Source organism: Streptomyces sp. NPDC006335, assembly GCF_040612795.1.
Classification (GTDB): domain Bacteria; phylum Actinomycetota; class Actinomycetes; order Streptomycetales; family Streptomycetaceae; genus Streptomyces.
Genome location: NZ_JBEXQX010000006.1, coordinates 147,503 through 173,974, shown reverse-complemented (window position 1 = coordinate 173,974; position 26,472 = coordinate 147,503). Strand labels below are relative to the sequence as shown.

At 72.2% G+C, this 26,472-nt stretch carries 24 protein-coding genes and 1 pseudogene; 18 read left to right on the top strand and 7 right to left on the bottom strand.

Annotated features, from left to right (window positions below):
* Positions 1-48: 48 nt before the first annotated feature.
* Positions 49-978: a 5'-3' exonuclease gene (locus ABZ098_RS19450; RefSeq protein WP_356593070.1), complete on the bottom strand. Its 930-nt coding sequence runs from the start codon at positions 976-978 to the stop codon at positions 49-51.
* A 215-nt stretch (positions 979-1,193) separates the two neighbouring features.
* Between ABZ098_RS19450 and ABZ098_RS19445 the strand changes: the two genes are divergently transcribed.
* The 4 genes from ABZ098_RS19445 (at position 1,194) to ABZ098_RS19430 (ending at position 6,421) form a co-directional block, all read left to right on the top strand.
* Positions 1,194-2,243, top strand: coding sequence for a betaine/proline/choline family ABC transporter ATP-binding protein (locus ABZ098_RS19445; RefSeq protein ID WP_356592669.1), 1,050 nt, complete (start codon positions 1,194-1,196; stop codon positions 2,241-2,243).
* A complete protein-coding gene (locus ABZ098_RS19440; protein ID WP_356592667.1) occupies positions 2,236-4,845 on the top strand; it encodes an ABC transporter permease/substrate binding protein in 2,610 nt (869 codons plus the stop codon). Before ABZ098_RS19445 ends, ABZ098_RS19440 begins: the two co-directional genes overlap by 8 nt.
* Positions 4,846-5,138: 293 nt before the next feature.
* Complete coding sequence (locus ABZ098_RS19435; protein WP_356592665.1) at positions 5,139-5,708, top strand: helix-turn-helix domain-containing protein; 570 nt, start codon at positions 5,139-5,141, stop codon at positions 5,706-5,708.
* Entirely contained in the window at positions 5,705-6,421 is a 717-nt protein-coding gene (locus tag ABZ098_RS19430; RefSeq protein WP_356592663.1) for a helical backbone metal receptor, read from the top strand. The genes ABZ098_RS19435 and ABZ098_RS19430 overlap by 4 nt, the downstream gene beginning before the upstream one ends.
* Here ABZ098_RS19430 and ABZ098_RS19425 read toward each other — a convergent pair.
* Positions 6,333-7,457: a TDT family transporter gene (locus ABZ098_RS19425; protein WP_356592661.1), complete on the bottom strand. Its 1,125-nt coding sequence runs from the start codon at positions 7,455-7,457 to the stop codon at positions 6,333-6,335. The genes ABZ098_RS19430 and ABZ098_RS19425 overlap by 89 nt on opposite strands.
* A gap of 70 nt (positions 7,458-7,527) precedes the next feature.
* On the opposite strand from ABZ098_RS19425, the gene ABZ098_RS19420 reads away from it, so the two are divergent.
* Both ABZ098_RS19420 and ABZ098_RS19415 read left to right on the top strand, forming a co-directional pair.
* Complete coding sequence (locus ABZ098_RS19420; protein WP_356592659.1) at positions 7,528-8,451, top strand: LysR family transcriptional regulator; 924 nt, start codon at positions 7,528-7,530, stop codon at positions 8,449-8,451.
* A gap of 127 nt (positions 8,452-8,578) precedes the next feature.
* Positions 8,579-9,535, top strand: a complete 957-nt coding sequence (locus tag ABZ098_RS19415) for a phosphotransferase (protein WP_356592657.1) — start codon at positions 8,579-8,581, stop codon at positions 9,533-9,535.
* Here ABZ098_RS19415 and ABZ098_RS19410 read toward each other — a convergent pair.
* Positions 9,522-10,214: a gamma-glutamyl-gamma-aminobutyrate hydrolase family protein gene (locus ABZ098_RS19410; RefSeq protein ID WP_356592655.1), complete on the bottom strand. Its 693-nt coding sequence runs from the start codon at positions 10,212-10,214 to the stop codon at positions 9,522-9,524. The genes ABZ098_RS19415 and ABZ098_RS19410 overlap by 14 nt on opposite strands.
* A gap of 67 nt (positions 10,215-10,281) precedes the next feature.
* Positions 10,282-11,019 (bottom strand): FCD domain-containing protein, encoded by a 738-nt coding sequence (locus tag ABZ098_RS19405; protein WP_356592653.1) that lies wholly within the window; start codon positions 11,017-11,019, stop codon positions 10,282-10,284.
* A 95-nt stretch (positions 11,020-11,114) separates the two neighbouring features.
* On the opposite strand from ABZ098_RS19405, the gene ABZ098_RS19400 reads away from it, so the two are divergent.
* The 4 genes and pseudogenes from ABZ098_RS19400 to ABZ098_RS19385 form a co-directional block, all read left to right on the top strand.
* On the top strand, positions 11,115-12,473 hold the full coding sequence (locus tag ABZ098_RS19400; RefSeq protein WP_356592651.1) for a glutamine synthetase family protein: 1,359 nt from the start codon (positions 11,115-11,117) through the stop codon (positions 12,471-12,473).
* A 43-nt stretch (positions 12,474-12,516) separates the two neighbouring features.
* A complete protein-coding gene (locus ABZ098_RS19395) occupies positions 12,517-13,890 on the top strand; it encodes an aldehyde dehydrogenase family protein (RefSeq protein WP_356592649.1) in 1,374 nt (457 codons plus the stop codon).
* A complete protein-coding gene (locus tag ABZ098_RS19390) occupies positions 13,887-14,687 on the top strand; it encodes a 3-oxoacyl-ACP reductase (RefSeq protein ID WP_356592647.1) in 801 nt (266 codons plus the stop codon). Before ABZ098_RS19395 ends, ABZ098_RS19390 begins: the two co-directional genes overlap by 4 nt.
* 21 nt (positions 14,688-14,708) lie before the next feature.
* Positions 14,709-15,349 (top strand): annotated as a pseudogene (locus tag ABZ098_RS19385) (DUF2510 domain-containing protein); the annotation flags it as partial.
* Between the two features lie 13 nt (positions 15,350-15,362).
* Here ABZ098_RS19385 and ABZ098_RS19380 read toward each other — a convergent pair.
* Positions 15,363-16,565, bottom strand: a complete 1,203-nt coding sequence (locus ABZ098_RS19380) for an amino acid deaminase/aldolase (RefSeq protein WP_356592645.1) — start codon at positions 16,563-16,565, stop codon at positions 15,363-15,365.
* Positions 16,566-16,834: 269 nt separating this feature from the next.
* On the opposite strand from ABZ098_RS19380, the gene ABZ098_RS19375 reads away from it, so the two are divergent.
* Both ABZ098_RS19375 and mycP read left to right on the top strand, forming a co-directional pair.
* Positions 16,835-18,988 carry a hypothetical protein gene (locus ABZ098_RS19375; RefSeq protein ID WP_356592643.1) on the top strand — a complete coding sequence of 718 codons (2,154 nt, stop codon included), beginning with the start codon at positions 16,835-16,837 and terminating at the stop codon, positions 18,986-18,988.
* Positions 18,985-20,169 (top strand): type VII secretion-associated serine protease mycosin, encoded by a 1,185-nt coding sequence (gene mycP / locus ABZ098_RS19370; RefSeq protein WP_356592641.1) that lies wholly within the window; start codon positions 18,985-18,987, stop codon positions 20,167-20,169. Before ABZ098_RS19375 ends, mycP begins: the two co-directional genes overlap by 4 nt.
* Before the next feature lie 16 nt (positions 20,170-20,185).
* Here the strand turns inward: mycP and ABZ098_RS19365 are convergent, their stop codons facing one another.
* Positions 20,186-21,175 (bottom strand): serine hydrolase, encoded by a 990-nt coding sequence (locus tag ABZ098_RS19365; RefSeq protein ID WP_356592639.1) that lies wholly within the window; start codon positions 21,173-21,175, stop codon positions 20,186-20,188.
* A 150-nt stretch (positions 21,176-21,325) separates the two neighbouring features.
* Here ABZ098_RS19365 and ABZ098_RS19360 point away from each other — a divergent pair, with 150 nt between their 5' ends.
* Complete coding sequence (locus ABZ098_RS19360; protein ID WP_356592637.1) at positions 21,326-22,057, top strand: SseB family protein; 732 nt, start codon at positions 21,326-21,328, stop codon at positions 22,055-22,057.
* A 1-nt stretch (position 22,058) separates the two neighbouring features.
* Here ABZ098_RS19360 and ABZ098_RS19355 read toward each other — a convergent pair whose 3' ends face one another.
* Positions 22,059-22,433 (bottom strand): DUF1844 domain-containing protein, encoded by a 375-nt coding sequence (locus ABZ098_RS19355; RefSeq protein WP_356592635.1) that lies wholly within the window; start codon positions 22,431-22,433, stop codon positions 22,059-22,061.
* A gap of 360 nt (positions 22,434-22,793) precedes the next feature.
* Here ABZ098_RS19355 and infC point away from each other — a divergent pair, with 360 nt between their 5' ends.
* The 5 genes from infC to ABZ098_RS19330 all read left to right on the top strand — a co-directional run bounded on the left by infC (position 22,794) and on the right by ABZ098_RS19330 (position 26,362).
* On the top strand, positions 22,794-23,465 hold the full coding sequence (infC, locus tag ABZ098_RS19350) for a translation initiation factor IF-3 (RefSeq protein WP_356593068.1): 672 nt from the start codon (positions 22,794-22,796) through the stop codon (positions 23,463-23,465).
* 109 nt (positions 23,466-23,574) lie between these two features.
* Positions 23,575-23,769 carry a 50S ribosomal protein L35 gene (gene rpmI / locus ABZ098_RS19345; RefSeq protein WP_356592633.1) on the top strand — a complete coding sequence of 65 codons (195 nt, stop codon included), beginning with the start codon at positions 23,575-23,577 and terminating at the stop codon, positions 23,767-23,769.
* 99 nt (positions 23,770-23,868) lie between these two features.
* Complete coding sequence (rplT, locus tag ABZ098_RS19340) at positions 23,869-24,252, top strand: 50S ribosomal protein L20 (RefSeq protein ID WP_007380809.1); 384 nt, start codon at positions 23,869-23,871, stop codon at positions 24,250-24,252.
* Between the two features lie 96 nt (positions 24,253-24,348).
* Complete coding sequence (locus tag ABZ098_RS19335; protein WP_356592631.1) at positions 24,349-25,194, top strand: RNA methyltransferase; 846 nt, start codon at positions 24,349-24,351, stop codon at positions 25,192-25,194.
* A gap of 49 nt (positions 25,195-25,243) precedes the next feature.
* Positions 25,244-26,362 carry an ATP-binding protein gene (locus ABZ098_RS19330; protein WP_356592629.1) on the top strand — a complete coding sequence of 373 codons (1,119 nt, stop codon included), beginning with the start codon at positions 25,244-25,246 and terminating at the stop codon, positions 26,360-26,362.
* Positions 26,363-26,472: the final 110 nt, after the last annotated feature.

The following is a 26,472-nucleotide window of genomic DNA, read 5'->3' as shown; positions in this document are numbered from 1 at the left end:
CAGCCCCCCTGGCGATGGCATGCCACTCGGGAAAAGCGACGGCAATATTTACGCGCCGAGCGTCGCAACCAGTCGCTGCAATGATCCACCCAGCCCCCATCGCTCTGCCAGCTTCTCCAGCGTCGCCGGATCACGCGGCGCGCGCGGAACCGCGGTCTGCACCCGCGGCAGCGGGACGTCCCCCGCCACCTTCACGACCTTCGGCGCCACGGCCACGTACGGCCGCGACTCGTCCAGCCGCTTGCGCTGCGACGGCGTGAGCTTCGCCTTCGGGTCGTCGACCGCGGCCATGATCCCGGCCAGGTCGCCGAACTCGGCCAGCAGCTTGGCCGCCGTCTTCTCGCCGATCCCGGGCACGCCCGGAAGGCCGTCGCTCGGGTCGCCGCGCAGCAGCGCCAGATCCGCGTACCCACGGCCGTCGACGCCATACTTCTCCCGCAGCCACGCCTCGTCCGTGAGCTGGAGTGTGCCGACGCCCTTGAGGGGATACAGCACCCGCACCTGACGCTCGTCGTCCACCAGCTGGTACAGGTCGCGGTCGCCGGTGACGATGTCGACCGGGCCCGTCGCCCGGGCGGTGAACGTGCCGATCACGTCGTCCGCCTCGTAGCCGGGCACGCCCACGCGCGCGATGCCGAGCGCGTCCAGGACGGCCTCGATGACCGGCACCTGCGGCGACAGCGTGTCCGGCACCTCCTCCTCGTCCGGGCCGCTCTCGTGCTCCTCGGCGACGCGGTGCGCCTTGTAGGAGGGGATGAGGTCGACCCGCCACTGGGGCCGCCAGTCGGCGTCCATGCAGGCCACGAGCAGGTCGGGGCGGTGGTCCTTGACCAGGCGGTCGATGAATTCGAGGAGGCCGCGCACGGCGTTCACCGGCGTGCCGTCCGGGGCCTTCACCGACTCCGGCACGCCGAAGTAGGCACGGAAGTAGAGCGAGGCGGTGTCGAGGAGCATCAGTCGTCCGGTCACGCCTCGCATCATGCCGTACGGCACCGACACCGGCCCTCGCCGCTTGACTCGTTCGGCGGTGTGAGCGACCTGTGAACCGAGGGCAGCGTCCTGTGAACCGGGGACATCCGTGTGTTTGGCCCAGGGACATGTGGGCAGGCGCGGCCCCGGAGCGAGGCAGGTTGCACCTTCAACTGTTCGCGGCCCTTCGTCTCCCCCCGTGGTCGAAGAGACGAGAGGCACGCGTGTCATCAAGGCTTGAGGCAGAGCAGCTGTACAAGGTCTTCGGAAGACGGCCGGACGAGGCGGTCGAGAGACTCCGCGAGGGAGCCGACCGGGAGGGGCTCCGGGCCGAGGGCGCCACCGCGGCGGTGATCGACGCCTCCTTCACCGTGGACCCCGGCGAGATCTTCGTCGTCATGGGCCTGTCCGGCTCCGGCAAGTCCACCCTGCTGCGCATGCTCAACGGCCTCCTGGAGCCCACCGCGGGCCACGTCCGCTTCGACGGACAGGACCTCACCGCGCTCACCGACCGCGAACTGCGTGCGGTCCGCGCCCGGAAGATCAGCATGGTCTTCCAGCACTTCGCGCTCTTCCCGCACCGCAGCGTCCTGGAGAACGCCGCCTACGGCCTCGCCGTCCAGGGCGTCGCCAAGGCCGAGCGCGTCGAGCGGGCGACCCGGGCCCTGGAGCTGTGCGGCCTCGGGGGCTGGGAGAAGTCCTGGCCCGACGAGCTCTCCGGCGGCATGCAGCAGCGGGTGGGCCTGGCCCGCGCCCTCGCCACCGACGCCGACCTGCTCCTCATGGACGAGTCCTTCAGCGCGCTCGACCCGCTGATCCGCCGGGACATGCAGGACCAGCTCCTCGGCCTCCAGAAGACCCTCAAGAAGACCATCGTCTTCATCACCCACGACCTCAACGAGGCCATGCGACTCGGCGACCGGATCGCCGTCATGCGCGACGGCCGGATCGTCCAGATCGGCAGCGCGGAGGACATCCTCGTGCGACCCGCCGACGACTACGTCGCCTCCTTCACCAAGGACGTCGACCGCTCCCGCGTCCTGACCGCGTCCGCCGTCATGGACACGGACGTGCGCGGCGACGAGGGCACGGACGACGGCGAGACCGCGACGCCCGACACGCCGTTCACCGAACTCTGCGCGATGAGCGCCCGTTCCGGCCGCCCGGTGAGGGTGCTCGACGAGAAGCGCGAGCTCGTCGGCGTGGTCCGCCAGGAGCGCCTGATCGCCTTCATGGGCGACGCGGAATCCCCTCAGGAGGCCGCCCATGCCTAGGATCCCGCTCGGCGACTGGGTCAACGACACCGTCGACTGGCTGCTCGACCACGTGGCCTGGCTCTTCGACTTCCTCAAGACCGTCTTCACCGGCACCTACGACGGTATCGACGCCGTCCTCCAGGCGCCCCAGCCCCTTCTCCTCGCCGGCATCTTCGCCGTGATCGCGTTCTGGCTGCGCGGCACCCTGGCAGGCGTCCTCACCTTCGCGGGATTCGCCTTCATCGACTCCCTCGACCTGTGGGAGGACGCGATGACGACCCTCTCGCTGGTCCTCGTCGCCACGATCATCGCGCTGGTGATAGCCGTCCCCGTGGGCATCTGGGCGGCCCGCTCGAACCGGGTCAGCGGCCTGGTCCGCCCGGTCCTGGACTTCATGCAGACGCTGCCCGCGATGATCTACCTCATCCCGGCGATCCTGTTCTTCGGCACCGGCGCCTCCGCCGGCATCGTCGCCACCCTGATCTTCGCCCTCGCCCCCGGCGTCCGCATGACCGAGCTCGGCATCCGCCAGGTCGACAAGGAACTCGTCGAGGCGGCCGAGGCGTTCGGCACCACCCCTCGCGACACCCTCCTGCGCGTCCAGCTCCCCCTGGCGCTGCCCACCGTGATGGCCGGCGTCAACCAGGTCATCATGCTCGGCCTGTCCATGGCCGCGATCGCCGGCATGGTCGGCACCGGCGGCCTCGGCGGCGACGTCAACGAGGCCATCGGCCAGCTCAACGTGGGCCTCGGCTCCGAGGCCGGCGTCGCCATCGTGATCCTGGCGATCTACCTCGACCGCATGACCAGCGCGCTCGGCACCCAGGTCTCCCCGCTGGGCCGCCGCGCCGCCGCCAAGGCCCGCGCGAGCCAGGGGCTCAGGATCTGGTCGTACCGTCCCCGCCCCCAGATCGCCGTGATCGGTGTCGTCGTCCTCGCCCTGGTCGCGGGCGGCATGGGGATCTTCGGCGGAACCTCGGGCGAGGCCACCGCCGTCTCCGGCAAGGACGTCGGCCAGGGCAAGAAGATCACCATCGGCTACGTCCCCTGGGACGACGGCGTCGCCTCCACCTTCCTCTGGAAGGAGATCCTGGAGGAACGCGGCTACCGGGTGGACGCCAAGCAGTTCGACGCCGGGCCGCTCTACACCTCCCTGGCCTCCGGCAACGCCGACTTCATGACCGGCGCCTGGCTGCCCACGACCCACGAGCAGTACTGGAAGAAGTACGGCAACGAACTCGACGACCTCGGTGCCTGGTACGACAAGACGTCCCTGGAGCTGAGCGTCCCGTCGTACATGAAGGACGTCGACTCCCTGGCCGACCTCAAGGGCAGGGCCTCGCGGTTCGGCGGGAAGATCACCGGCATCGAGTCCGGCGCCGGTGAGATGACTCTCCTCAAGAACAAGGTGCTCAAGGCTTACGGCCTCGACAAGGAGTACAAGGTCGTCGACAGCTCCACGCCCGCCATGCTGGCCGAGCTGAAGCGGGCGTACGCCCGGAAGGCGCCGATCGTCGTCACGCTCTGGTCGCCGCACTGGGCGTACAACGACTACGACCTGAAGAAGCTCAAGGACCCCGAGGGCGCCTGGGGCTCGGGAGACGGCATCCACACGGTGGCCCGCAAGGGCTTCGCCGACGACAACCCGGTCGTCGGGCAGTGGCTGAAGAACTTCAAGCTGGACGAGAAGCAGCTCACCAGCCTGGAGGCCGAGATCAACAAGGCCGGCAAGGGCAGGCAGCAGGACGCCGTGCGCACCTGGCTGAAGCGGAACCCCGGCCTGGTCGACAAGCTGGCCCCCGTCAAGGACAGCGGCACTCCGGCCGAGGCGAAGCGGCCGGTGAACGTGGCCTGGTTCCCCTGGGACGAGGACATCGCCGTCACGTATCTCTGGAAGAACGTCCTCGAAAAGCGCGGTTACCGGCTGAACCTCAAGCAGATGGACGTCGGCCCGGTCTACACCGGCCTCGCCTCCGGTGACCTGGACCTCAACTTCGACGCCTGGCTGCCGTACGCCCAGAAGAACTACTGGGACCAGAGCAAGGACAGACTCGAGGACCTCGGCACCTGGTACCGGCCGACCTCCCTGGAGGTCGCCGTGCCCTCGTACGTCAAGGGCGTGAGGACGTACGAGGACCTCAAGGGCAAGGCGTCACTCTTCGACGGGAAGATCATCGGCATCGAACCGGGCACCGGTGAGATGAACCTCCTCAAGAACAAGGTCCTGCCGGGCTACGGCCTCGACAAGGAGTACGAGGTCGTCGACGGCTCCACGCCCGCGATGCTGGCCGAGCTGAAGCGCGCCTACGCCAGGAAGCAGCCCGTCGCCGTCGTCCTGTGGTCCCCGCACTGGGCGTACAGCCGGTACGACCTGACCAAGCTGAAGGACGACAAGAAGCTCTTCGGCGAGGGCAACACGATCCGCACCATCTCCAACGAGGACTTCCCCGACCGGTACCCCCGGCTCACCAAGTGGATCAAGGGTTTCCATATGAGTGAGGACGAGCTCGGTACCCTGGAGAGCGAGATCAACAAGTACGGCCAGGGGCACGAGGAGCGGGCGGTCGTCGCCTGGCTGAAGGAGCACCCGGAGATGGTCGGGCGGATGACACCGTCATAACCGCTCCAGGAGCACGGTAAGGATCCGGCCAACCACATAGAGCTACGTCATCGCCCGAACTCCGATGCCGACGAGGGGACTTGGGCGGCCCGCGACGGACGGGTGACCGAAACCCGGCCCCCTGGCTGTTTCCAGGGGGCCGTTCGGCTGGCGCGAATCGTGAGGTACGGTCGCACGCCGTGTGACCTCGATGCGACGGCCGCATGAAACGGTTTGCCGAACATGCGTAGGGTGCAGACAACTCATCAGGGGACGGGTCACAGGACCGACGAGCGGAGGAGGGAGCCGGAGCCATGGGCGACCACAAAGAACAGCCCCTTCGGGTCGGCGCGGCCGTGCGCCGCAGGCGCCGCGCGCTGGAGCTCACCCTCGCCGTCGTCGCCGAGCGCAGCGGCCTCTCCGTCCCCTTCCTGAGCCAGATCGAGAACGAACGCGCCCGCCCCAGTCGCAGCTCCCTGGAGAAGGTCGCCGACGCCCTGCGCACCACGGCCGTCGAGCTCCTCGCCGCCGCGGACCCGGCGTGCAGCGTCGACGTCGTGCACGCCGAGGACCCGGAGCCGGGCTGTGAACCCCGGATGCGCTCCCTGGTGCGCGGTCACCACCAGATGCACGCCCAGGAGTTCACCGGCGACCATGACGCGGGCCGTGAATTCCAGTACCGCAACGACCAGTTGCTGTACGTCGCCGACGGCGCGGTGGACGTCGAGGCCGAGGGCCGCGCGTACCGGCTGGGCCGCGGGGACACCCTGTACCTCACCGGCGGGGTACGGCACCGCTGGCGGGCGACCGTTTCCGACACCCGCGTGGTCGTCGTCGCCGTGGCCGAGCACGTCGAGGCGGCCTGGGACCGGCCCCGGCAGTGAGGGTCGTCTCCCTGGTCCCGTCGCTGACCGAGGCGATCGCCCGCTCGGCACCCGGCGCCCTGGTCGGCGCCACCGACTGGTGCACCCGTCCGGCGGACCTCGACGTCACCCGGATCGGCGGCACCAAGAACCCGAAGCTCGACCGGATCACCGCCCTCGCCCCCGACCTGGTGATCGCGAACGAGGAGGAGAACCGGGAGTCGGATCTCGCGGTCCTGCGCGAGGCGGGCCTTCAGGTCCTGGTCACCGAGGTGCGCACCGTCCCGCAGGCCTTCCGGGAGCTGGCCCGGGTCGTCGAGGCGTGTGGCGTCGTACGGCCGCGCTGGCTGGACGAGGCCGAGGAGGCGTGGTCGGCGCTCGCACCCCCTGCACAGCGCGCGACGGCGGTCGTGCCGATCTGGCGGCGGCCCTGGATGGTGCTGGGCCGGGACACCTTCGCGGGCGATGTGCTCTCCCGCCTGGGCGTCGACCACGTGTACGCCGCCCACGCGGACCGCTATCCGCGCATCCCGCTGGAGGAGCTGCGGGCGGCGGCCCCCGACGTGGTCGTCCTCCCCGACGAGCCGTACCGCTTCACTCCCGACGACGGCCCCGAGGCCTTCCCCGGTCTGCCCTGCGCGCTCGTCAGCGGACGGCACCTGACGTGGTACGGGCCGTCACTGGCCGCAGCACCACGGGCACTGGGCGAGGCCCTGCGAGCAGCGCTCCGCTGAGCAGCCCGCGCGCGGTGTGCAGGGCGGCCGTGCCCCAGGCGGCGACGAGAAGGACGTAGAGCCCCGTCGCGAGCCAGTCGTAGACGACGAGCCCCGTGTGCCGGGCCAGCGCCTCGGCGCCCGTGACACACGTGCCGACCGGGAAGGTGAACGCCCACCAGGTCATCGAGAACCGCATCCCGTGCCGACGGGCGCGGACCACGTGCGCGGTGGCCAGGGCCAGCCACAGCAGCGCGAACCCCATCACGGGAACGCCGTACAGGACCGCGAGGACGCCGAAGCCCTGGTTGTAGGGGGCCGGCACGACACCGGGGGCCGCGTCCGCGAACTTGCCGACGGCCGTCGTGGACTGGCCGAGCGGGCCGAGCACCAGGAAGAGGGTCGGGGTCAGGGCGAGGGGGAGCGGGCCGCCGGTGACGATCCGGGCGAAGACGAGTGGCAGCATCACGAGGGTCGCGAGAAGGCTGAGCCCGAACATCGCGACGCAGGCGAGGAGCAGGGTCTCGCGCGGCTGGCCGGCCGGGAGATACGGCACGAGGAGCGGCCCGAGGGCGGCGGACACCATGGGCGCGACCAGGGGGAGCAGCCACACCGGCGTGGCCTGCCCCGGCTCGGCCCGCTGCCGTACGGCCATGAGGTACGGCACGACGACGGCGGCCGCGAGCCCCACGGCCGTACCGGCGGTGAACAGCACGGCGTCGAGAGCGATCGCGGCCGTCGTCCCGATCCAGTCCTTGCCGACGGTGAGGGCGCCGCCGCCGACGGCCAGCAGGGCCATGGCGAGGCAGCCGTGGAAGGGGGCCGTGGCGGGGTCGAGGAGGTGGGCGCGGGCCTGGTCGGCGTGGTGGCGCCAGTGCAGGGCACGGGCGCAGAGGAGGGCGAGGAGCAGGGCGAGGGACAGGAGCCAGACGGCGGCGCAGATCGTGCGCAGGCCGGGGAGGTGCACGGGGAGCGCGACGCCGGCGGTGGCGACGATCGCGGTGCCCATGACGCAGGCGTACCAGTTCGGCCCGAGGTGACGGACGGCGGTGACCATGTCCCCACGGTGTCGTGCGGGGAGGGCGGCGACCAGGGAGTTCGGGTCTATGGGGGCATAAGCTGTCTTTATGAGCGGTGTGGAGCAAGGGGCGGCGGTGAGCGGCGGACTGTCCCACCGGGTGCCGGATCTGGGCGCGCTGGAGCTGCTGCTGGCCGTGGCGCGGCTGGGCAGTCTGGGCGGGGCGGCGCGGGAGCTGGACATCACCCAGCCGGCGGCGAGCAGCCGGATCCGCTCCATGGAACGGCAGTTGGGGGTGGCCCTGGTCGACCGCTCGCCCCGCGGATCCCGGCTCACGGACGCCGGGGCGCTGGTGACCGACTGGGCGCGACGGATCGTGGAGGCCGCGGAGGCCTTCGACGCCGGGGCGCAGGCGCTGCGGGTGCGCCGGGACTCCCGGCTGCGGGTGGCCGCGAGCATGACCATCGCGGAGTACCTGCTGCCGGGGTGGCTGCTCGCCCTGCGCGCGGGCCGCCCGGACACGGCGGTGTCGCTGCACGCGGGGAACTCCGCGACGGTCGCGGAGCGGTTGCTCTCGGACGAGGCGGACCTCGGCTTCGTGGAGGGCCTGACGGTCCCGTCAGGGCTGGACTCGGTGGTGATAGCCCACGACCACCTGATCGTGGTGACCGCCCCGGGGCACGTCTGGGCCCGCCGCAGGCGCCCCCTGGAAGCCGCCGAACTGGCCGCGACGCCGCTGATCCTCCGGGAGAAGGGCTCGGGCACCCGTCAGGTCCTGGACGCGGCTCTGGGCGGCCTGGCCCGGCCCCTGATCGAGCTCTCGTCCACCACGGCGGTGAAGGCGGCGGCGGTCAGCGGGGCGGGTCCGGCGGTCCTGAGCGAACTGGCCGTGGGCGAGGAACTGTCGATGCGCCGGCTGGTGCGGGTGCCGGTGGACGGGGTGTCGCTGGCCCGGGACCTGCGGGCGGTGTGGCCCACGGGTCACCGCCCGGTGGGCCCGGCCCGGGACCTGCTGTCGCTGACGCGGGTGTGAACCTCGGCTCACCCCCGCCGGGTCCAAGAACCCTTCGCGTCGCGGCCCCGTGGACCGGTTCCGTGTCCGCATGGCCGGGCCCAAAAACCCTTCGCACCGCGACCCCGCTGACCCGCACCATGTGCGCATGACCGCCACCGCTCCACCCGCCACCGGCGTCCGCGTCCCCTGGGAAGGACTCCCCGCGGGCGTGCGCGACGCCGTCGTGGACCTGCTCGGCGATCCGGTCACCCACGCCACCACCCAGCCCGGCGGATTCTCCCCGGGCGCCGCCACCCGCGTCCGCACCGCCACCGGCCACCGTGCCTTCGTCAAGGCCGTCAGCGGCGACACCAACCCCCACAGCCCCGGGCTCCACCGCGCCGAGGCCCGCAACGCCGCCGCGCTTCCCGCCACCGTCCCGGCACCCCGTCTCCTCGGTACCTACGACGACGGCACCTGGGTAGCCCTCGTCTACGAGGACGTCCCCGGCCGGCATCCTCATGTCCCGTGGCGCGGCGACGAGTTGTCGCGCGTCCTGGACGCCGTGACGGACTTGAGCCGCACCCTCACCCCGCCCCCGCTCGACGCACCGCCCGCCGCCACGGCCCTGGCAGGCTCATTCACCGGCTGGCAGGAGCTCCTTGGCCACGGTGATCTCGCCGAGCGCCTCGACCCCTGGACCGCCGCCCACCTGACCCGCCTCGCGGAACTCTCCACCCCCTGGCCCGACGCCGTCACGGGCGACACCCTCGCCCACGGCGACCTCCGCGCCGACAACATCCTGCTCACCGACGACGGCCGCACCGTCTTCGTCGACTGGCCGCACGCCCTGCGCGGCACCCCCTGGTTCGACCTGCTGGTGATGCTGCCGTGCGTCCGCGCCCAGGGCGGCCCGGATCCCGAGGAACTGTTCACGGCACATCCGCTGGGAGCGACCGCCGACCCGGACGCCGTCACCACCGCCCTCGCCGCCCTGACCGGCTACTTCCTGTACCACTCCCTGCTGCCCCCGCCCCCGGGCATCCCGACCCTCCGGGCCTTCCAACGGGCCCAGGGCGACACGGCCCTGGCCTGGCTCAGGCGACGGCTCACCTGGAGCTAGCGGCCGTCACCAGCCCCCGCATCACCCGCACGTCCTCACCCATCTCGGGATGCCACTGCACCCCCAACACCCAATGCGGGCCGGGGAGTTCGACGGCCTCGACCGTACCGTCCGCCGCGTGCGCCGAGGGGAGGAGGCCCTTCCCGAGCCGGTCCACCGCCTGATGGTGGTAGGTCGGTACGGAGGTCTCCTCCGGGGCGAGGTCGCCGTAGAGCGTGCCCGGGACCGGCTTGACCGCGTGGTGGCCGAAGACGCCCGGGGTCACCGCGTGGCCGTCGATGTGCTGGGTGAGGGTGCCGCCCAGGGCCACGTTCAGGAGCTGCATGCCCCGGCAGATGCCCAGCAGGGGGACGCCCGCTGCCAACGCCGCTTGGATCAGGGCCAGTTCCCAGGTGTCGCGGGCGCGGTCGGGCGGGCCCGTGCGAGGGTCGGGCGTGGCGCCGTAGTGCACCGGCTCCACGTCCGGACCGCCCGCGATCACCAGGCCGTCCAGGCGGGCCACCGTCGCCGCCGCGTGCTCCGGGGCGTCCGGCGGGAGCATCGCGGCCAGGCCGCCGGCCCGCTGCACCAGCCGTGGATAGCCGGCCGGGAGCAGCACCGCCTCCAGCTCCCAGACGCGCCAGCGCGCACCGGCCTCCAGATAGGTGCTGACGCCGATCAGCGGTCGTACGGTCGACACTCGGTCCTCCCAGGCTTGCAATGGCCCATACGCATACCTTTGCGGCTCGGCGGCCCGGGAGGCAAGGTCACGCCAGGAACCCGCGCAACAGTGCCGCCGTCCCCGCGCAGTGCTCCCGCATCATCTCCCGCGCCCCGTCGGCGTCCCCGTCCAGGACCGCCTCGACCAGCGCCGCGTGCTGCCGCTGCGAGTGCTCCAGGTTGCGGACCAGGAGCGGGATGCAGTCCAGGAGGTCGTTGACCGAGGCCCGGACCGCCGCGTACTGCGCGGTCAGGGTCGGGGAACCGCACAGTTCCGCCAGGGTGAGGTGCAGCAGGGTGTCCAGGCGCCGGTAGTCCGCCAGCGGAGCCTCCTGCGTGGCCGCCAGCGCCTCGCGCAGCCGCCGCGCCTGCTCGTCCGCGAGGCCGTGCGCCGCGCACAGGCCCGCCGCGCCCACCTCCAGGACCTCCCGGAAACGCAGCACGTCCTCGATGTCCACCTCGGCGATCCGGCGCCGCAGCTCCTCCTCGCCGACCGCGGCATGGGCGCGGGGCAGTACGAACGTGCCCCCGTACCGGCCCCGCCGCGACTCCACGAGTCCCTGGTCCTGGAGCACCTTCAGCACTTCGCGCAGCGTCACCCGGCTGATCCCGAGCCGCTCCGCCAGCTCCCGCTCGGCCGGTAGCCGCTCGCCCCCCGGCACCAGCCCGAGCCGCACCACCTGGAGGATCTGCTCCAGCGCCTCCTCGAAGCCGTTGCCCGCCCTGACCGGCCGCAGCACCGGGGTCAACCGGTCGTCCGGGCCGCCGTCAGCGTCCACCGACATATGGCCGAGCCCCCTTCCCAAGCAATGGTTCAGAGCAATACCTTATGGCTCCCGGCCCGGTCGGAAAAACGCGCAGCAGCCGAAGGAGCTCTCCCGTGGCAGACCGCACACCCCCGCTCAGCGTCGAGGAGCTGCACGCCCTCGTCGCGAGCGGTGAGATCGACACTGTCGTCCTGGCCTTCCCCGACATGCAAGGGCGGCTCCAGGGCAAGAGGTTCGCCGCCCGCTTCTTCCTCGACGAGGTACTCCACCACGGCACCGAGGGCTGCAACTACCTGCTGGCCGTCGACACCGAGATGAACACTGTGGACGGCTACGCCATGTCCTCCTGGGACCGCGGCTACGGCGACTTCGCCATGCACCCCGACCTCCGCACCCTGCGCCGCGTCCCCTGGAACGCCGGTACGGCCATGCTGATCGCCGACCTCGCCTGGAACGACGGCTCGCCCGTGGTCGCCGCCCCGCGCCAGATCCTGCGCCGCCAGCTGGAGCGGCTCGCCGAGCTCGGCTACACCGCCCAGGTCGGCACCGAGCTGGAGTTCATCGTCTTCAAGGACACCTACGAACAGGCCTGGGACGCGAACTACCGGGGGCTGACGCCGGCGAACCAGTACAACATCGACTACTCGGTGCTGGGGACCGGCCGCATCGAGCCGCTGCTCCGCCGCATCCGCAACGACATGACGGCCGCCGGTCTCACCGTCGAGTCCGCCAAGGGGGAGTGCAACCCCGGCCAGCACGAGATCGTGTTCAAGTACGACGAGGCCCTGACCACCTGCGACCAGCACGCCATCTACAAGACCGGGGCCAAGGAGATCGCCGCCCAGGAAGGCGTGTCGCTCACCTTCATGGCCAAGTACAACGAGCGCGAGGGCAACTCCTGCCACATCCACCTCTCACTCACCGACGCCGACGGCGACAACGCCATGGCGGGCCCGGACGGCATGTCGGACGTAATGCGGTACTTCCTCGCCGGGCAGCTCGCGGCCCTGAGGGACTTCTCGCTCCTCTACGCCCCCAACATCAACTCCTACAAGCGGTTCCAGCCGGGCTCCTTCGCCCCCACGGCCGTCGCCTGGGGCCACGACAACCGCACCTGCGCCCTGCGGGTCGTGGGCCACGGCCGCTCGCTGCGCTTCGAGAACCGGCTCCCCGGCGGCGACGTCAACCCGCACCTCGCCGTCGCCGGACTCGTCGCGGCCGGGCTGTACGGCATCGAGCGGAAACTGGAGCTGCCGGAGGTCTGCACCGGCAACGCGTACACCGGCGAGTACGCCCACGTCCCGACCACCCTGCGCGAGGCCGCCGAACTCTGGGAGAACAGCCCGATCGCCAAGGCCGCCTTCGGTGACGAGGTCGTCGCGCACTACCGCAACATGGCCCGCGTCGAACTCGAGGCCTTCGACGCGGCGGTCACCGACTGGGAGCTGCGCCGCTCCTTCGAACGCCTGTGATCCCGACAGTCCGTGATCCCGACCGCTCGTGAAAGGTTCTTCGTTGTCGTACGAGCATGAGCTGACCGTCCTCAACCCGGCCACCGAGGAGGTCGTCGCCACCGTCCCCGCCGCCACCGCGGCCGACGTGGACGCGGCGGTCGCCCGCGCCACCAGGGCGCAGGCCGGCTGGGCGGCCCTCGCCCCCGCCGACCGGGCCCGGCTGCTGCGCCGGTTCGCCGACGTCGTCGACCAGCACGTCGAGGAGCTGGCCCGGTTGGAGGTCCGAGAGGCCGGCCACCTCCTCGGCAACGCCCGCTGGGAGGCCGGCAACGTCCGCGACCTGCTCGCCTACGCGGCCGGGGGAGTGGAGCGACTGAACGGCCGCCAGATCCCGGTCCCCGGCGGCCTCGACGTCACCATCCTCGAACCCCTCGGCGTGGTCGGCGTCATCGCGCCCTGGAACTTCCCCATGCCGATCGCGGCCTGGGGCACGGCACCCGCGCTCGCCGCCGGCAACGCCGTCGTCCTCAAGCCCGCCGAGACCACCCCGCTCACCGCCCTGCGCCTCGCCGAACTCGCCCTGGAGGCCGGGCTCCCGGAGGGCGTGTTCCAGGTGCTGCCGGGCCACGGACCGGTCGCCGGCACCGCACTCGTCGAGCACCCCGGCGTCGCGAAGATCGTCTTCACCGGCTCCACCCGCACCGGCCGTGACGTCATGGAACGCTGCGCCCGCCAGATCAAACCGGTCACGCTCGAACTCGGCGGCAAGAGCCCCAACATCGTCTTCGCGGACGCGGACCTCGCCCAGGCCGTCGACCCCTTCTCCTTCCTCGACAACTCCGGCCAGGACTGCTGCGCCCGCACCCGGATCCTGGTCCAGGAGTCGGTGTACGACGAGGTCAGGGAGCTGCTCGCGGAGGCCCTGAAGGCCGTCGTGGTGGGTGACCCGGCCGACGAGAAGACCCAGATGGGACCGCTGATCTCCCGTCAGCAACTGGACCGCGTACGGCGGTTGGTGCCCTCCGGTGCCCCCGGTCTGCGCGGCAGCGCCCCCGACGGGCCCGGCTTCTGGTTCGCGCCGACCGTCCTCACCGGCGAGGCGTCCGACTCCGAGGCCGCCCGTGAGGAGATCTTCGGCCCGGTCGCCGTCCTGCTGCCCTTCACCGACGAACAGGACGCGATCCGGCTCGCCAACGACACCCCCTACGGACTCTCCGGCTCCCTGTGGACCCGCGACATCGGCCGGGCCCTGCGCCTGTCCCGGGCCGTCAAGGCGGGCAACCTGTCCGTCAACTCCCACTCCAGCGTCCGCTACTGGACCCCCTTCGGCGGCTACAAGCAGTCCGGACTCGGCCGGGAACTCGGCCCGGACGCCCTGACCGCCTTCACCGAAACCAAGAACGTCTTCATCAGCACGGAAGGCCCCACCCAGTGACCTCTTCGACCTCTCCGACCGAGCAGATCGTGTGCCGCCGCCTCGTCGGCCGTACCGCCGTCATCACCGGAGCCGGCAGCGGCATCGGCCTCGCCACCGCCCGCAGGCTCGCCTCCGAGGGCGCCCACGTGGTCTGCGCCGACGTGGACGAGACCCGCGGCAAGGCCGCCGCCGAGGAGGTCGGAGGGCTCTTCGTCAAGGTCGACGTCACCGACCCGGAGCAGGTCGAGGCCCTGTTCAAGACGGCGTACGACACCTACGGCAGCGTCGACGTCGCCTTCAACAACGCGGGCATCTCCCCGCCGGACGACGACTCCATCCTGGAGACCGGCCTCGAGGCCTGGAAGCGCGTCCAGGAGGTCAACCTGACCTCCGTCTACCTGTGCTGCAAGGCCGCGATCCCCTACATGCGGCGGCAGGGCAAGGGGTCCATCATCAACACGGCGTCCTTCGTGGCCCGGATGGGCGCGGCCACCTCCCAGATCTCGTACACCGCCTCCAAGGGCGGCGTGCTCGCCATGTCCCGGGAGCTGGGCGTGCAGTTCGCGCGGGAGGGCATCCGCGTCAACGCCCTGTGCCCGGGTCCGGTCAACACCCCGCTGCTCCAGGAGCTGTTCGCCAAGGACCCCGAGCGGGCCGCGCGCCGGCTCGTGCACATTCCGGTCGGCCGGTTCGCCGAGGCCGAGGAGATCGCCGCCGCCGTCGCCTTCCTGGCCAGCGACGACTCCTCCTTCGTCAACGCCAGCGACTTCCTCGTCGACGGCGGGATCTCGGGGGCGTACGTCACACCGCTGTAGGTCCCGCCCTACCGTGCCTGGATGAGCAGGACGCTCCCGCCCGGCTCGTACCCGGACCCCGACGCTCCGCTGCTGGAGCGCTGGTGGGACGGGACCGCCTGGACCGGCCACCGGCGCGTCCCCTAGGCCCCCGGCCCGCCACGAGCGGTCGGCGGGGCGTCGGGGCGCGCCAGGGCCGTCGCCCTCGCCCGGGGGGAGGCGGACGACGTGGTGGCGGACACGGCACCGACGGCCGTGGTCGACGAACTCGACGGCATCAGCCTGCCGTTGCCCGACGGCTGGGTCCCCTCCAGGCACGTGACCCGCGACAACGTCGTGATGACCACCGACGGGGGCAGGGTCTTCACGCATACGGTCTCCGGGACCTCCGCGGCGGCCCTCGCGAAGAAGGACATACCGCGGGCAGCCGACCGCTCCTACGGCGGCATCCGCGGCCACCGGGTCGTCAGGTCGGAGCGCGTGGCCGTCGCCGGATGCGCCGGATACCTGGTCCGCTGGCGGGTGCGGACGGCCCAGGGACCCGGTGGCTACGTCCAGTCGCTGGCCTTCACACCGGGCGCGGCGGACCCCCGGACGCCGTCCTCGTCCGCTTCGCCTTCGACGCCGGTCCGGACGGGCCGCCGCTCACCGACATGGACCGGATCACCGGCGGGATCCGGCCGGCCGAGCGTCGACTCAGAGGAAGGTGTGGCCTTCCCCGCGGTACGTCGGGACGGTCGCCGTCACCTCGTCCCCCTCGATCAGGTGCAGCCTCTCGAACCGCTCGCACAGCTCACCGGCCTTCGCGTGCCGGAACCACACCTTGTCGCCGAGCAGCAGGTCGTCCGCGGGGGCGCCGAGCAGCGGGGTCTGCACCTCGCCGGGCCCCTCCTGCGGGTCGTACTTCAGCCCCTCCGGCAGATACGGCACCGGCAGCCGGTCGGGACCGGCCGCGCCGGAGGCCGGGTAGCCGCCGCCGAGGACGGTCACCACGCCGACGCCCGGCCTGCGCACCACGGGCTGCGCGAAGAGGGCGGCCGGACGCCCGCTGAAGGACGTGTAGTTGTCGAACAGCCTCGGCACGTACAGCCCCGAACCCGCGCCGATCTCCGTGACGGCGTCCTCCGCGGCGGTGTGCTGCACACTGCCCGTGCCGCCACCGTTGACGAACTCCAGGCCCGGTACGACGGCCCGCACCGCGCGCACCACGGCGGCCCGGCGCTCGGCGAGCTCCCGGCGGGCGGTGGCCTGCATCAGCCGCACCGCCCGGGACCGCAGCGGCCGTCCGGCGACCGAGTCCCCGACACCGGCGATGTGTCCCTCGTACGCCATGATCCCCACGACCTCGAACCCCGGGCGCCGGGCCACCGCGCGAGCCATGTCGGCGACCTGGGCGGGGGAGTGCAGCGGCGAACGCCGGGCGCCTACGCGGACCCTGCCGCCGAGGAGCTTCAGCGAGGTGTCCAACTCCAGGCAGACCCGGATCACTTCGGTGCCGCCCGCGCGCGAGGCGTCGATGAAGGCGAGCTGCGCGGGATCGTCGACCATCACCGTCACGGCGGCCGCGAGCTTGGGGTCGGCGGCGAGTTCGGCGTATCCGGCGCGGTCGGCGGAGGGGTAGGCGAGCAGGATGTCCTCGAAGCCGCTCCGGGCCAGCCACAGGGACTCGGCGAGGGTGAAGGACATGATCCCCGCGAAGCCCTCCTTCGCCAGGACGCGTTCGAGCAGCGCCCGGCACCGCACGGACTTGCTGGCGACGCGGATGGGTTTCCCCGCCGCCCGGCGGACGAGATCGTCCGCGTTGGCGTCGAAGGCGTCCAGGTCCACGATCGCGAGAGGGGCGTCGAGATGGGCGGTGGCCCGGTCGTAACGGGCCCGGTCGGCGGCGCGCGCAGTCATGAACGAAGCCTGCCAGACAGGATTACCGCAGGGTAGGGGGACGTTCCGGGCAGATGCCCCCGGCCTGGCGGACTGGTTCCCGTTCGACCGGCAACAACCCGTAGAGTGACGCGCACGCACGCAGGGCCGTACGCCCCCCGTCGCCGCCGCGCCGGGATGCCGGCCCTCCCGTGCGGGTATGCGTGCCCGGACGGCCGTCTTCCACACCGACGACCCCGACGAGGCCCGCGCACGACCGAACGGCCCGGACATGAGGAAACGGGGGGCGCATGAGCACGGAAGCACGCCGCGCCTCCATTCCCCCACGCCCGACGACCCCGCCGAGGCCGGCCCAGCCGCCGACCGTGGGCGCGGGCGGACCCGGCCCCGAGCCGTCCGATGAGCCGGGCCGACGGGAAGCCGTCGAGTCGGTCGGACGGGAGATCGTCGAGCCGGGCGGACGGATGAACGACGACTCCGACTGGCAGGCCTTCGGTGAACGGACCCGAAGGAGCTCCGGTTCCGGGACGGCGCCTCGACAGGCGTTCGCCGGGTTCGACTGGCAGGGTGCGGCAGACACCGACGCCCGCACGCCGGACGGCGTCGGCGCTACGGCGTCCCGCGCGCCCGGCGCCATGAACGCGGGACGGGAGTCCGGCCGGCCGGGCGGGGAGCGTTCCCAGGGACCGACCGCCGCGGGCCGGCCGCCGATACGCACGACGAACGGCAACGGCCCGGCTGCGACGCCGACCCGTGACGAGGCACGCACCGCGTCGGACGGCCGCAGGACCGCCGGGGACGGTTCCGGCGGCCCCGCCCCCTCGACGCCCGCGGACTCCGGCCCCCAGGACACCCGGCGCCAGAAGCCCCCGCACCCCGGCAGCACCCCGCCCCCGCCACCGGCCTCGGCCCGCTTCCCCGACGCCCCACCCGCCTCCGACGGCACGGACTCCACCCCCCGGCCCGGCCCGATGCCGCCCGCTTCGAGCGCCGGGAACCGCGCTCCGGGTGCCCAGCCGCGTCCGGCGAGCACGCCGCGTGAGTCGTACCGGCCGGGCACCGGTGGCTCCTCCGCGTCCCCTTCCACGAACTCCGGTCCGGCCGCCTCCGGCCCGATGCCGCCCGCTTCGAGCGCCGGGAACCGCGCTCCGGGTGCCCAGTCGCGTCCGGTGAGCGCGCCGCGTGAGTCGTACCGGCCGGGCACCGGTGGCTCCTCCACGAACCCCGGATCGGCCGCCCCCGGCCCCATGCCGCCCGCTTCGGGTGCCCGGTCGCGTTCGGCGGACACCGGCAGCGCGTTCGCGCCGCCCCGGCCGCGGTCCCAGCCCTCGGTGCCCCCGCGGCGTACCGGTGCCCCCGCCGAGAGCGCCTCGGAGACGACCTTCCGGATGCGGCCCGTTCCGACGGCCCGGGACGGCCGGGCCGACTCGGGCGGCACCGCCGTACCGCCCGGGCCCGACGCCCGCCCGGCGTTCCCGCCGCGCCCCACGCGTGCGGCGCCCGCCTCCGGTGGCACGGGTACGCCTCCGCCGCCCGCCGCGCCGCCTCGGACCGCCGCCCCCCTCACTCCCGACCCCGCCCTCTCGTGGAGCGCCGCCATGCCCCCGCACGCCGGAACTCCCGGCAGTGGGCGGCCCGTCGTGTCGTTCGGGGAGCCCGAGGTCGGTTACAAGCAGCGGTCGTGGGGAGTGCGGATCCCTCCCCGGATCGCCGCCGTGGCCGCGTGCGTCGTGCTCGGGCTCGGGCTCATCGGCGGTGCCGTGACCGGGAGTTGGCTGATCGGCGGCTCCGGGGACGAAGGCGGCGGCGACACCTTCACCCAGGCCGGCGAGCTGTGGCACAGCGTGCCCGTCGACCAACTGTTCCCGCCGACCGTGGACGGCCGGGGCGCCGGGCCCGGCGGGGCCGACCGCACCTGGACGCGGATCGCCGTCGCCCCGGACAGCGGCTGCCAGAACGCCTTCGACCCCCTGCTGCGCAAGGCCCTCGCCCCCGTCGGCTGCGAACGCCTCCTGCGCGCCACCTACACCGACGCCACCCAGAGCTACGTCACCACCGTCGGCCTCCTCTTCGCCGACGCCGACGCCACCGCCATGCGCGACCTCGACACCCGCTTCACCCGGGAGGGCCTGGAGACCCGCACCGACCTGATGCCCCTCCCGTACGCCGCGAAGAACACCCTCGCGGCGGGGTTCGGAGCCAGGCAGCGGGCCTCCTGGACGATCTCCGTCCTCACCGACGCCCCCGTCGTCGCCTACGCGGTCTCCGGCTGGGCGGACGGCCGCGCGGTCGACACCCCGGAGCCCGCCGAGAAGGCCATGGAGTCCGGCGACACCACCCCCGCTGCCCAGGCCGGTCTGGGCAACGAGGCCAAGGGCCTGGCCGACCGTGTCGAACGCGCCCTGCGCAAGACCGTCACCTCGCCCCCGGAGCAGTCCTCATGAGCCTCACCACCCGCAGGGCCGGCCTCCTGAGCGTCCTCCTCGCCGCCTCCGTCGCCCTCGTCCCGCCCACCGCCGCGCACGCCGACGGCATCCGCGCCAAGCAGTGGGCCCTGGACGCCATGCACACCCAGCAGGCCTGGCAGACCACCAAGGGCGCCGGCGTCACCGTCGCCGTCCTGGACACCGGCGTCGAGAACGACCACCCCGACCTCGTCGGCAACGTCCTCACCGGCAAGGACATGATCGGCTTCGGGGCCGTGCGCGGCCAGCGTGCCTGGGCCCGGCACGGCACCGCCATGGCCGGCATCATCGCCGGTCACGGACACGGGCCCGGCAACGCCGACGGGGTCATGGGCATCGCCCCCGAGGCCAAGATCCTCCCCGTCCGCGTGATCCTGGAGGACGGCGACCCGGCCCGCGCCAGGGCCCGCAACACCCGCGGCAACGCCCTCGCCGAGGGCATCCGCTGGGCCGCCGACCACGGCGCCGACGTCATCAACCTCTCCCTCGGCGACGACTCGGCCTCGGCGCACCCCGAGGCCGGCGAGGACGACGCCGTCCAGTACGCGCTCAAGAAGGGCGCCGTCGTCGTCGCCTCGGCGGGCAACGGCGGCGAGAAGGGCGACCACATCTCCTACCCGGCCGCCTACCCGGGCGTCATCGCCGCCACCGCCGTGGACAAGTTCGGCACCCGCGCCTCCTTCTCCACCCGCCGCTGGTACGCCACGGTCGCCGCACCCGGTGACGACGTGGTCATCGCCGATCCCGACCACAAGTACTACGAGGGGTGGGGCACCAGCGCCGCCTCCGCGTTCGTCTCGGGCGCGGCAGCCCTCGTCAAGGCCGCCCATCCCGAGCTGAGGCCCGCACAGATCAAGCGCCTCCTGGAGGACACGGCCCGCAACGCCCCCACCGGTGGCCGTGACGACTCCCGGGGCTTCGGCTTCGTCGACCCCGCGGCCGCGCTCAAGGCGGCGGACCGCCTGAAGCCGGAGGGCCTGCGACCGGCGTCCTACGGCGAGAAGTACTTCGGCTCGGGCCCCGACACTGCCGAGTCCGGGGACGACACGGCCAGTTGGGCGGCCCCGCTGGCGGGCGGCCTGGGTGTGGCCCTGCTGGTCGCCGCGGTGGTCCTGTGGCGCGGCCGCCGCGGTCCCCGTCGGTCCTCCGAGAGCTTCTGAGGCCGGACCGAAGCCCTCAGCGCGCCGCCGCACTCGTGGCGTCGGCCGCCGCGGACACGTCCTCGGCGGTGAACACCGACACCGCCGCCTTCGCCGCCGCCTCCACCAGCGAAATCCCCTGCGCCTGCGTGGTGTTGCCGTCCGACAGCACGGCCACGAGGTACGGGTGCCCGGCCACCGTCACCCGCCCGATGCTGTTGACGTCCCACAGCCCGGTCGTACTGCGCGGCAGCCAGCCGTTCTTCAGCGCCCAGCCGGACCCGTCGGCCGCCGCCGACACCCCCCACCGCTGATCGGCCGCTATCCGCCCCATCAGTGTCCGCAGGTACGACCGCGAGGCCTCGCTCAGCTTCGAGTCGTCCCCGAACACCTGCCGGAGCAGCGTGAGTTGGTCGGCCGCCGTCGTCCGGGTCAGCCCCCACAACGCCCCGTCGCCGCCCTCCGTACCGGTCAGCCCGAACGTCTCGTTGGCGGCGTCGAGCCCCGCGGCCCGCCCGATGGCGTCCCACAGCGCGGACGCCGAGGCGTTGTCGCTGTTCTCGATCATCGTCGTGGCGTACGCCTTCTCCCGCTCGCTCAGCCGGGTACCCGCCTCCTGGTGCCGGAGCAGCAGCGCCGCCAGGATGTCGACCTTCACGATGCTCGCCGTGTCGAAGGCGGCGTCGCCGTGGACCGCGCTGTCGCCGGTCTCCAGGTCGAGCACCGCCGCCGAGACCTTCTGCTCGCCCGTCACGTCCACCGCCCTCATGGCGTCGGCCAGCCGCACGTCGAGATCCACCACAGGGTCCGCCACGGCCGCCTCCTGAGTCGTGTCCGCCGACGAGGACGAGACCGACGGCGTCGCCGCCGACGATACGGCGCTCGCCGCGGGGTGCGCCCGCGCCTTCACGTACACGGTCCCGCCGGCCGTGGCACCGACGACGGCGACGACGGCGAGCGCGGTGTACGTCAGAGGCCGTCGAGGGGACCTGCGGGCGCGGCGCCGGGCGGCTCTGGAGGACTCCATGGCGCCGATGCTCGGGCCGTCGGCTGTGCGGGCCGTTAGGCGGACGTTAGAGCTGTGTCAGCGAACTCTGAGAAACCCGTGAAAGCCGTCACGGGCGGGTTTCCGGGCCCGCACAACCGCAGCAGCAAGCCCCCTATAGGGTCGGTGACCGTGGCGAACAAGAACATTCCCGACCCCGGCTTCTCCGACGACGACGGCTCCGCCGATCCCCGGCTGAACGCGGCGCTCGCGGCCTGGGCCGAGGACCGCGCCGCCGTGGGCCCCGTCCTGGAGGCCCTCAAGGGCGCCCGACTGCTCGTCCCCGTGGTCGCCGTGCTCGGCGAGGTCGAGGAGGACGAGAACGGGCTGCGCCGCGAGAAGACCAGCGACATGGCCGTGCCGACGCTGAAAGCCGGGTCCCGGACCGCCCTGCCGGCCTTCACCTCCACCGACTCGCTGGCCCGCTGGGACCCCGGGGCCCGCCCCGTCGCCGTACCCCTGCACCAGGCGCTCCAGGCCGCCGCGCACGAGAAGGCCGACACCGTCGTACTGGACCTGGCGGGGCCGGTGCCCTTCGAGCTGACCGGACCCGCGCTGCTCGCGCTCGCCGAGGGGCGCGTGAGCGCCGACCCGCTGGCCGATCCGGCGGTCATCCGGGCCGTACGGGACGCCGTGGCCGCCGAGCCCGCCGTGCTCCGCGCCCACCTCGGGCCGGGGCAGGCCGACGGCACCCTGGCCCTCGTGCTGGAGCCGTCCGCGAAGCCCGCGGAGGCCGCGCGGGCCGTCGCCGAGCGCCTCGCCGCCGACGAGACACTGAGGGCCCGCCTGGTGCGCGGCCTCGACCTGGCACTGCTGCCGGCCGGTGCCACGCCTCCGGGCGAGCCCTTGTACGTACGGGGATGAACTAGCCGTAGATCGGCCCGGTGTACTTCTCACCGGGGCCCTGGCCCGGCTCGTCCGGGACCAGGGAGGCCTCGCGGAAGGCGAGCTGGAGGGACTTCAGGCCGTCCCGGAGCGGGGCCGCGTGGAAGGAGCTGATCTCCGTCGCGCTGCCGTCCAGCAGACCGGCGAGGGCGTGGATCAGCTTGCGGGCCTCGTCGAGGTCCTTGTACTTGTCGCCCTCTTCGGTCAGACCGAGCTTCACGGCGGCGGCGCTCATCAGGTTGACCGCGACCGTCACGATCACCTCGACGGCGGGGACCTCGGCGATGTCGCGGGTCATCTCGTCGAAGTCGGGAGAGCCGGCGGTGTCAGCAGACGGGGGAGGGGTGTCACTCATGTCCCACACGATAGGGCCCGGCGCTCGGCGGTTCGCACCACCCCCGGGTTGCTGCTAACCTTATGTGACGACCGGCTGGACATTCGCGTGTCCGGCCCACAAGTGGAGGCTCCGATCTCCCACCCGACCGCCCCCTGGGACGGCGGGTCACCCCGGTCAGGCGGCCACCATCGTTCCGTACGGACGATGGAGTCGCCCGAAAGCGCGCCCCGCGGCATCGCGGCGGTGCTCCGGCAGTGTTTGGAGCCCCGTCTGTGATCGTCCGGGGCATTTTTTGTGCCTCGGCGCGGTTAGGTCTGACGAAAATGACATACGCGGCTGTCCGCCAGACCGCCGTGTGGTGCTAACCGAGGAGGATCCATCAGCGCCGAGCCCCGCATCAACGACCGGATTCGCGTTCCCGAGGTGCGACTTGTCGGTCCCAGTGGCGAGCAGGTGGGCATCGTCCCGCTGGCCAAGGCACTGGAGCTTGCGCAGGAGTACGACCTGGACCTGGTCGAGGTCGCGGCGAACGCCCGTCCGCCCGTGTGCAAGCTCATGGACTACGGGAAGTTCAAGTACGAGTCGGCCATGAAGGCCCGTGAGGCGCGCAAGAACCAGGCGCACACGGTCATCAAGGAGATGAAGCTCCGGCCGAAGATCGACCCGCACGACTATGACACCAAGAAGGGTCACGTCGTCCGGTTCCTCAAGCAGGGCGACAAGGTCAAGATCACGATCATGTTCCGTGGTCGCGAGCAGTCCCGGCCGGAACTCGGCTACCGACTGCTGCAGCGTCTCGCGGAGGACGTGGCCGACCTCGGGTTCGTGGAGTCGAACCCGAAGCAGGACGGCCGAAACATGATCATGGTTCTCGGTCCGCACAAGAAGAAGACCGAGGCGATGGCCGAGGCCCGCCAGGCGCAGGAAGCCCGCAAGGCAGACGCGAAGGCCAACCCCGGCAAGTCGCAGAACGCCGCGGCGTCCGACTACGTCGAGGACGAGACCGACGTCGAGGCCGAGGCCCCGGCCGAGGCTTCCGCCGAGGCGTGACCCCGGGGGACGCCAGTCCCCAGGACACAACCGATACAAGAGCGACGCTCACAGTGCCCGGTTTCAGGACCGGGCACCGGAGCGCCACCGACGAGGAGAGAACGGCGCTATGCCGAAGAACAAGTCGCACAGCGGTGCCAGCAAGCGCTTCAAGATCACCGGCTCCGGCAAGGTGCTCCGTGAGCGTGCCGGCAAGCGCCACTACCTCGAGCACAAGCCGTCGACCCTGACGCGCCGCCTCACCGGCACGGCCGAGATGGCCCCGGGCGACGCCAAGAAGATCAAGAAGCTTCTCGGCAAGTGACGTACCGGCGCCCCCGTGAGCGCCGTACGTCAGGACCGGGACCCAATCGTTTCCGGGCCGTGTGAGTCCAACCACGGCCCCGCTACAAGGAGTTAACAAGTGGCACGCGTCAAGCGGGCAGTCAACGCCCACAAGAAGCGCCGGGCGATCCTCGAGGCGGCCTCCGGCTACCGCGGTCAGCGTTCGCGCCTGTACCGCAAGGCCAAGGAGCAGGTCACCCACTCGCTGGTCTACAACTACAACGACCGCAAGAAGCGCAAGGGTGACTTCCGCCAGCTGTGGATCCAGCGCATCAACGCCGCTGCCCGCGCCAACGGCATCACGTACAACCGCTTCATCCAGGGTCTGAAGGCCGCGAACATCGAGGTCGACCGCAAGATCCTGGCCGAGCTGGCCGTCAACGACGCGACCGCCTTCGCGGCGCTCGTCGAGGTCGCGCAGAAGGCTCTGCCCGCGGACGTGAACGCGCCGAAGGCCGCGTGACGCCGCGCTAGGCCCAGGCCGACGTGACTGAGTGGACCCGCAGGCTGTGAAGCCTGCGGGTCCGCTGTTTCCCGAACACTTCCGAAGGTGAAGAGCATGCCCCCCGTCACCCCCGAGCTGATCTCCCCCCGTTCCCCCCGCGTCTCCGCCGCCCGGCGGCTCGCCAAGCGGAACTTCCGGGGGAAGGAGCGGCTGTTCCTGGCCGAGGGGCCGCAGGCCGTGCGGGAGGCCGCCGGGCACGGGCTGGTGGAGCTGTTCGCCACCGTGGAGGCGGCGGAGCGGTACGCCGACATCGTCGGCGAGGCCCGGGCCGTCGGGGCCCGTGTGCACCTCGCCTCCGAGGACGTCATCACGGACATCTCGACGACGGTCACCCCGCAGGGGGTCGTCGGGATCTGCCGGTTCCTCGACACACCCTTCGAGGAGATCCTCGCAGCCCGGCCGAAGCTCGTCGCCGTGCTCGCGAACGTCCGGGACCCGGGGAACGCCGGCACCGTCCTGCGCTGCGCGGACGCCGCCGGTGCCGAGGCCGTCGTACTGACCGACGCCTCCGTCGACCTGTACAACCCCAAGGCCGTACGGGCCTCCGTGGGCTCCCTGTTCCACCTGCCCGTGGCCGTCGGTGTGCCCGTGGAGGAGGCCGTCGAGGGATTCAGGCGGGCCGGGGTGCGGATCCTCGCCGCCGACGGCGCCGGGACCGACGACCTCGACGACGAACTCGACCAGGGCACCATGGGCGGCCCGACCGCCTGGGTGTTCGGCAACGAGGCCTGGGGGCTCCCGGAGGAGACCCGCGCACTCGCGGACGCCGTGGTGCGCGTCCCGATCCACGGGAAGGCCGAGAGCCTGAACCTCGCCACCGCGGCCGCCGTATGTCTCTATGCGTCGGCTCGTGCACAGCGCGCCTCCGGAGGGTGCCGCTCCGTCACCCAGAACCAGTAGGGTGACCAGCTCGGGGGCCCCTCAGACGCCTGAGAGGTGGGGTACGGGGATGAGTGTCGGCACGAGGAGCACGCGGGGCGTGTCCGAGGCCTGTGCCGGTGGTCTCGCCGGGCTCGGCATCGACCCCGACCAGCTGCCCGACGGACTCGTCGTCGCCGACGAGCAGGGCCACGTGATCTGCTTCAACGCCGCCGCGGCCCGGATCACCGCCCTGCCCGCCGAGGACGCCCTCGGACAGCGGCTGGAAAAAGCCCTCCCATTAGAGGACCTGGAGGGACGGCGCTGGTGGCAGGTGACGGACCCCTACGGCGGGCTCGCGATCCGCAGGCGACAGCCCGAGCGGAACCTGCTGCTGCCCGGCGGCCGTGAGGTCCTCGTCTCCGCGCAGTACGTGCGCACCCGACCCACCGGGCCCGTCCACCGTGTCGTCGTCGCCCTCCGGGACACCGAGGCCCGCCGCCGCACCGAGCGCAGCCACGCCGAGCTGATCGCCACCGTGGCCCACGAACTCAGGTCCCCGCTCACCTCCGTCAAGGGCTTCACCGCGACCCTCCTCGCCAAGTGGGAGAGGTTCACCGACGACCAGAAGCGGCTGATGCTGGAGACCGTCGACGCGGACGCCGACCGGGTCACCCGGCTCATCGCCGAGCTGCTGGACATCTCGAGGATCGACTCGGGGCGGCTGGAAGTGCGCCGCCAGCCCGTCGACATCGGCGCCGCCGTCGGACGCCACATCCAGGCCTACGTCGCCGCCGGTCTCGCTGCCGACCGGTTCCTGCTCCGCCTGGAGCAGCCGCTGCCCATGCTCTGGGCCGACCCCGACAAGATCGACCAGGTGCTCAGCAACCTGCTGGAAAATGCGGTGCGGCACGGCGAGGGAACCGTCACCATTGACATCACGCCCACGGCGTCCCCCCGCGAAGGGGAGGACACCGGCACGTCGGTCACGGTGAGCGACGAGGGTCCCGGCATCCCGGAGGAGTCCATGAACCGCGTCTTCACCCGCTTCTGGCGGGGCAGCAAGCGCGGTGGCACCGGCCTCGGGCTCTACATCGTCAAGGGCATCGTCGAAGCCCACGGCGGCACCATCACGGTCGGCCGCGGCCCCCAGGGCGGCGCCGAGTTCCGATTTACGTTGCCCGTGAGCGCTCCGGCCTATCTGACCTGAGTGCCCGCGGGCACATGCGTACATCCCCACCCCGTTAGACTCGGCCTTTGGCACCCATGTGTCCCATGGACGGCCCTCTGACCTCTGAGTGAGTCGGTGACGGGGACCTT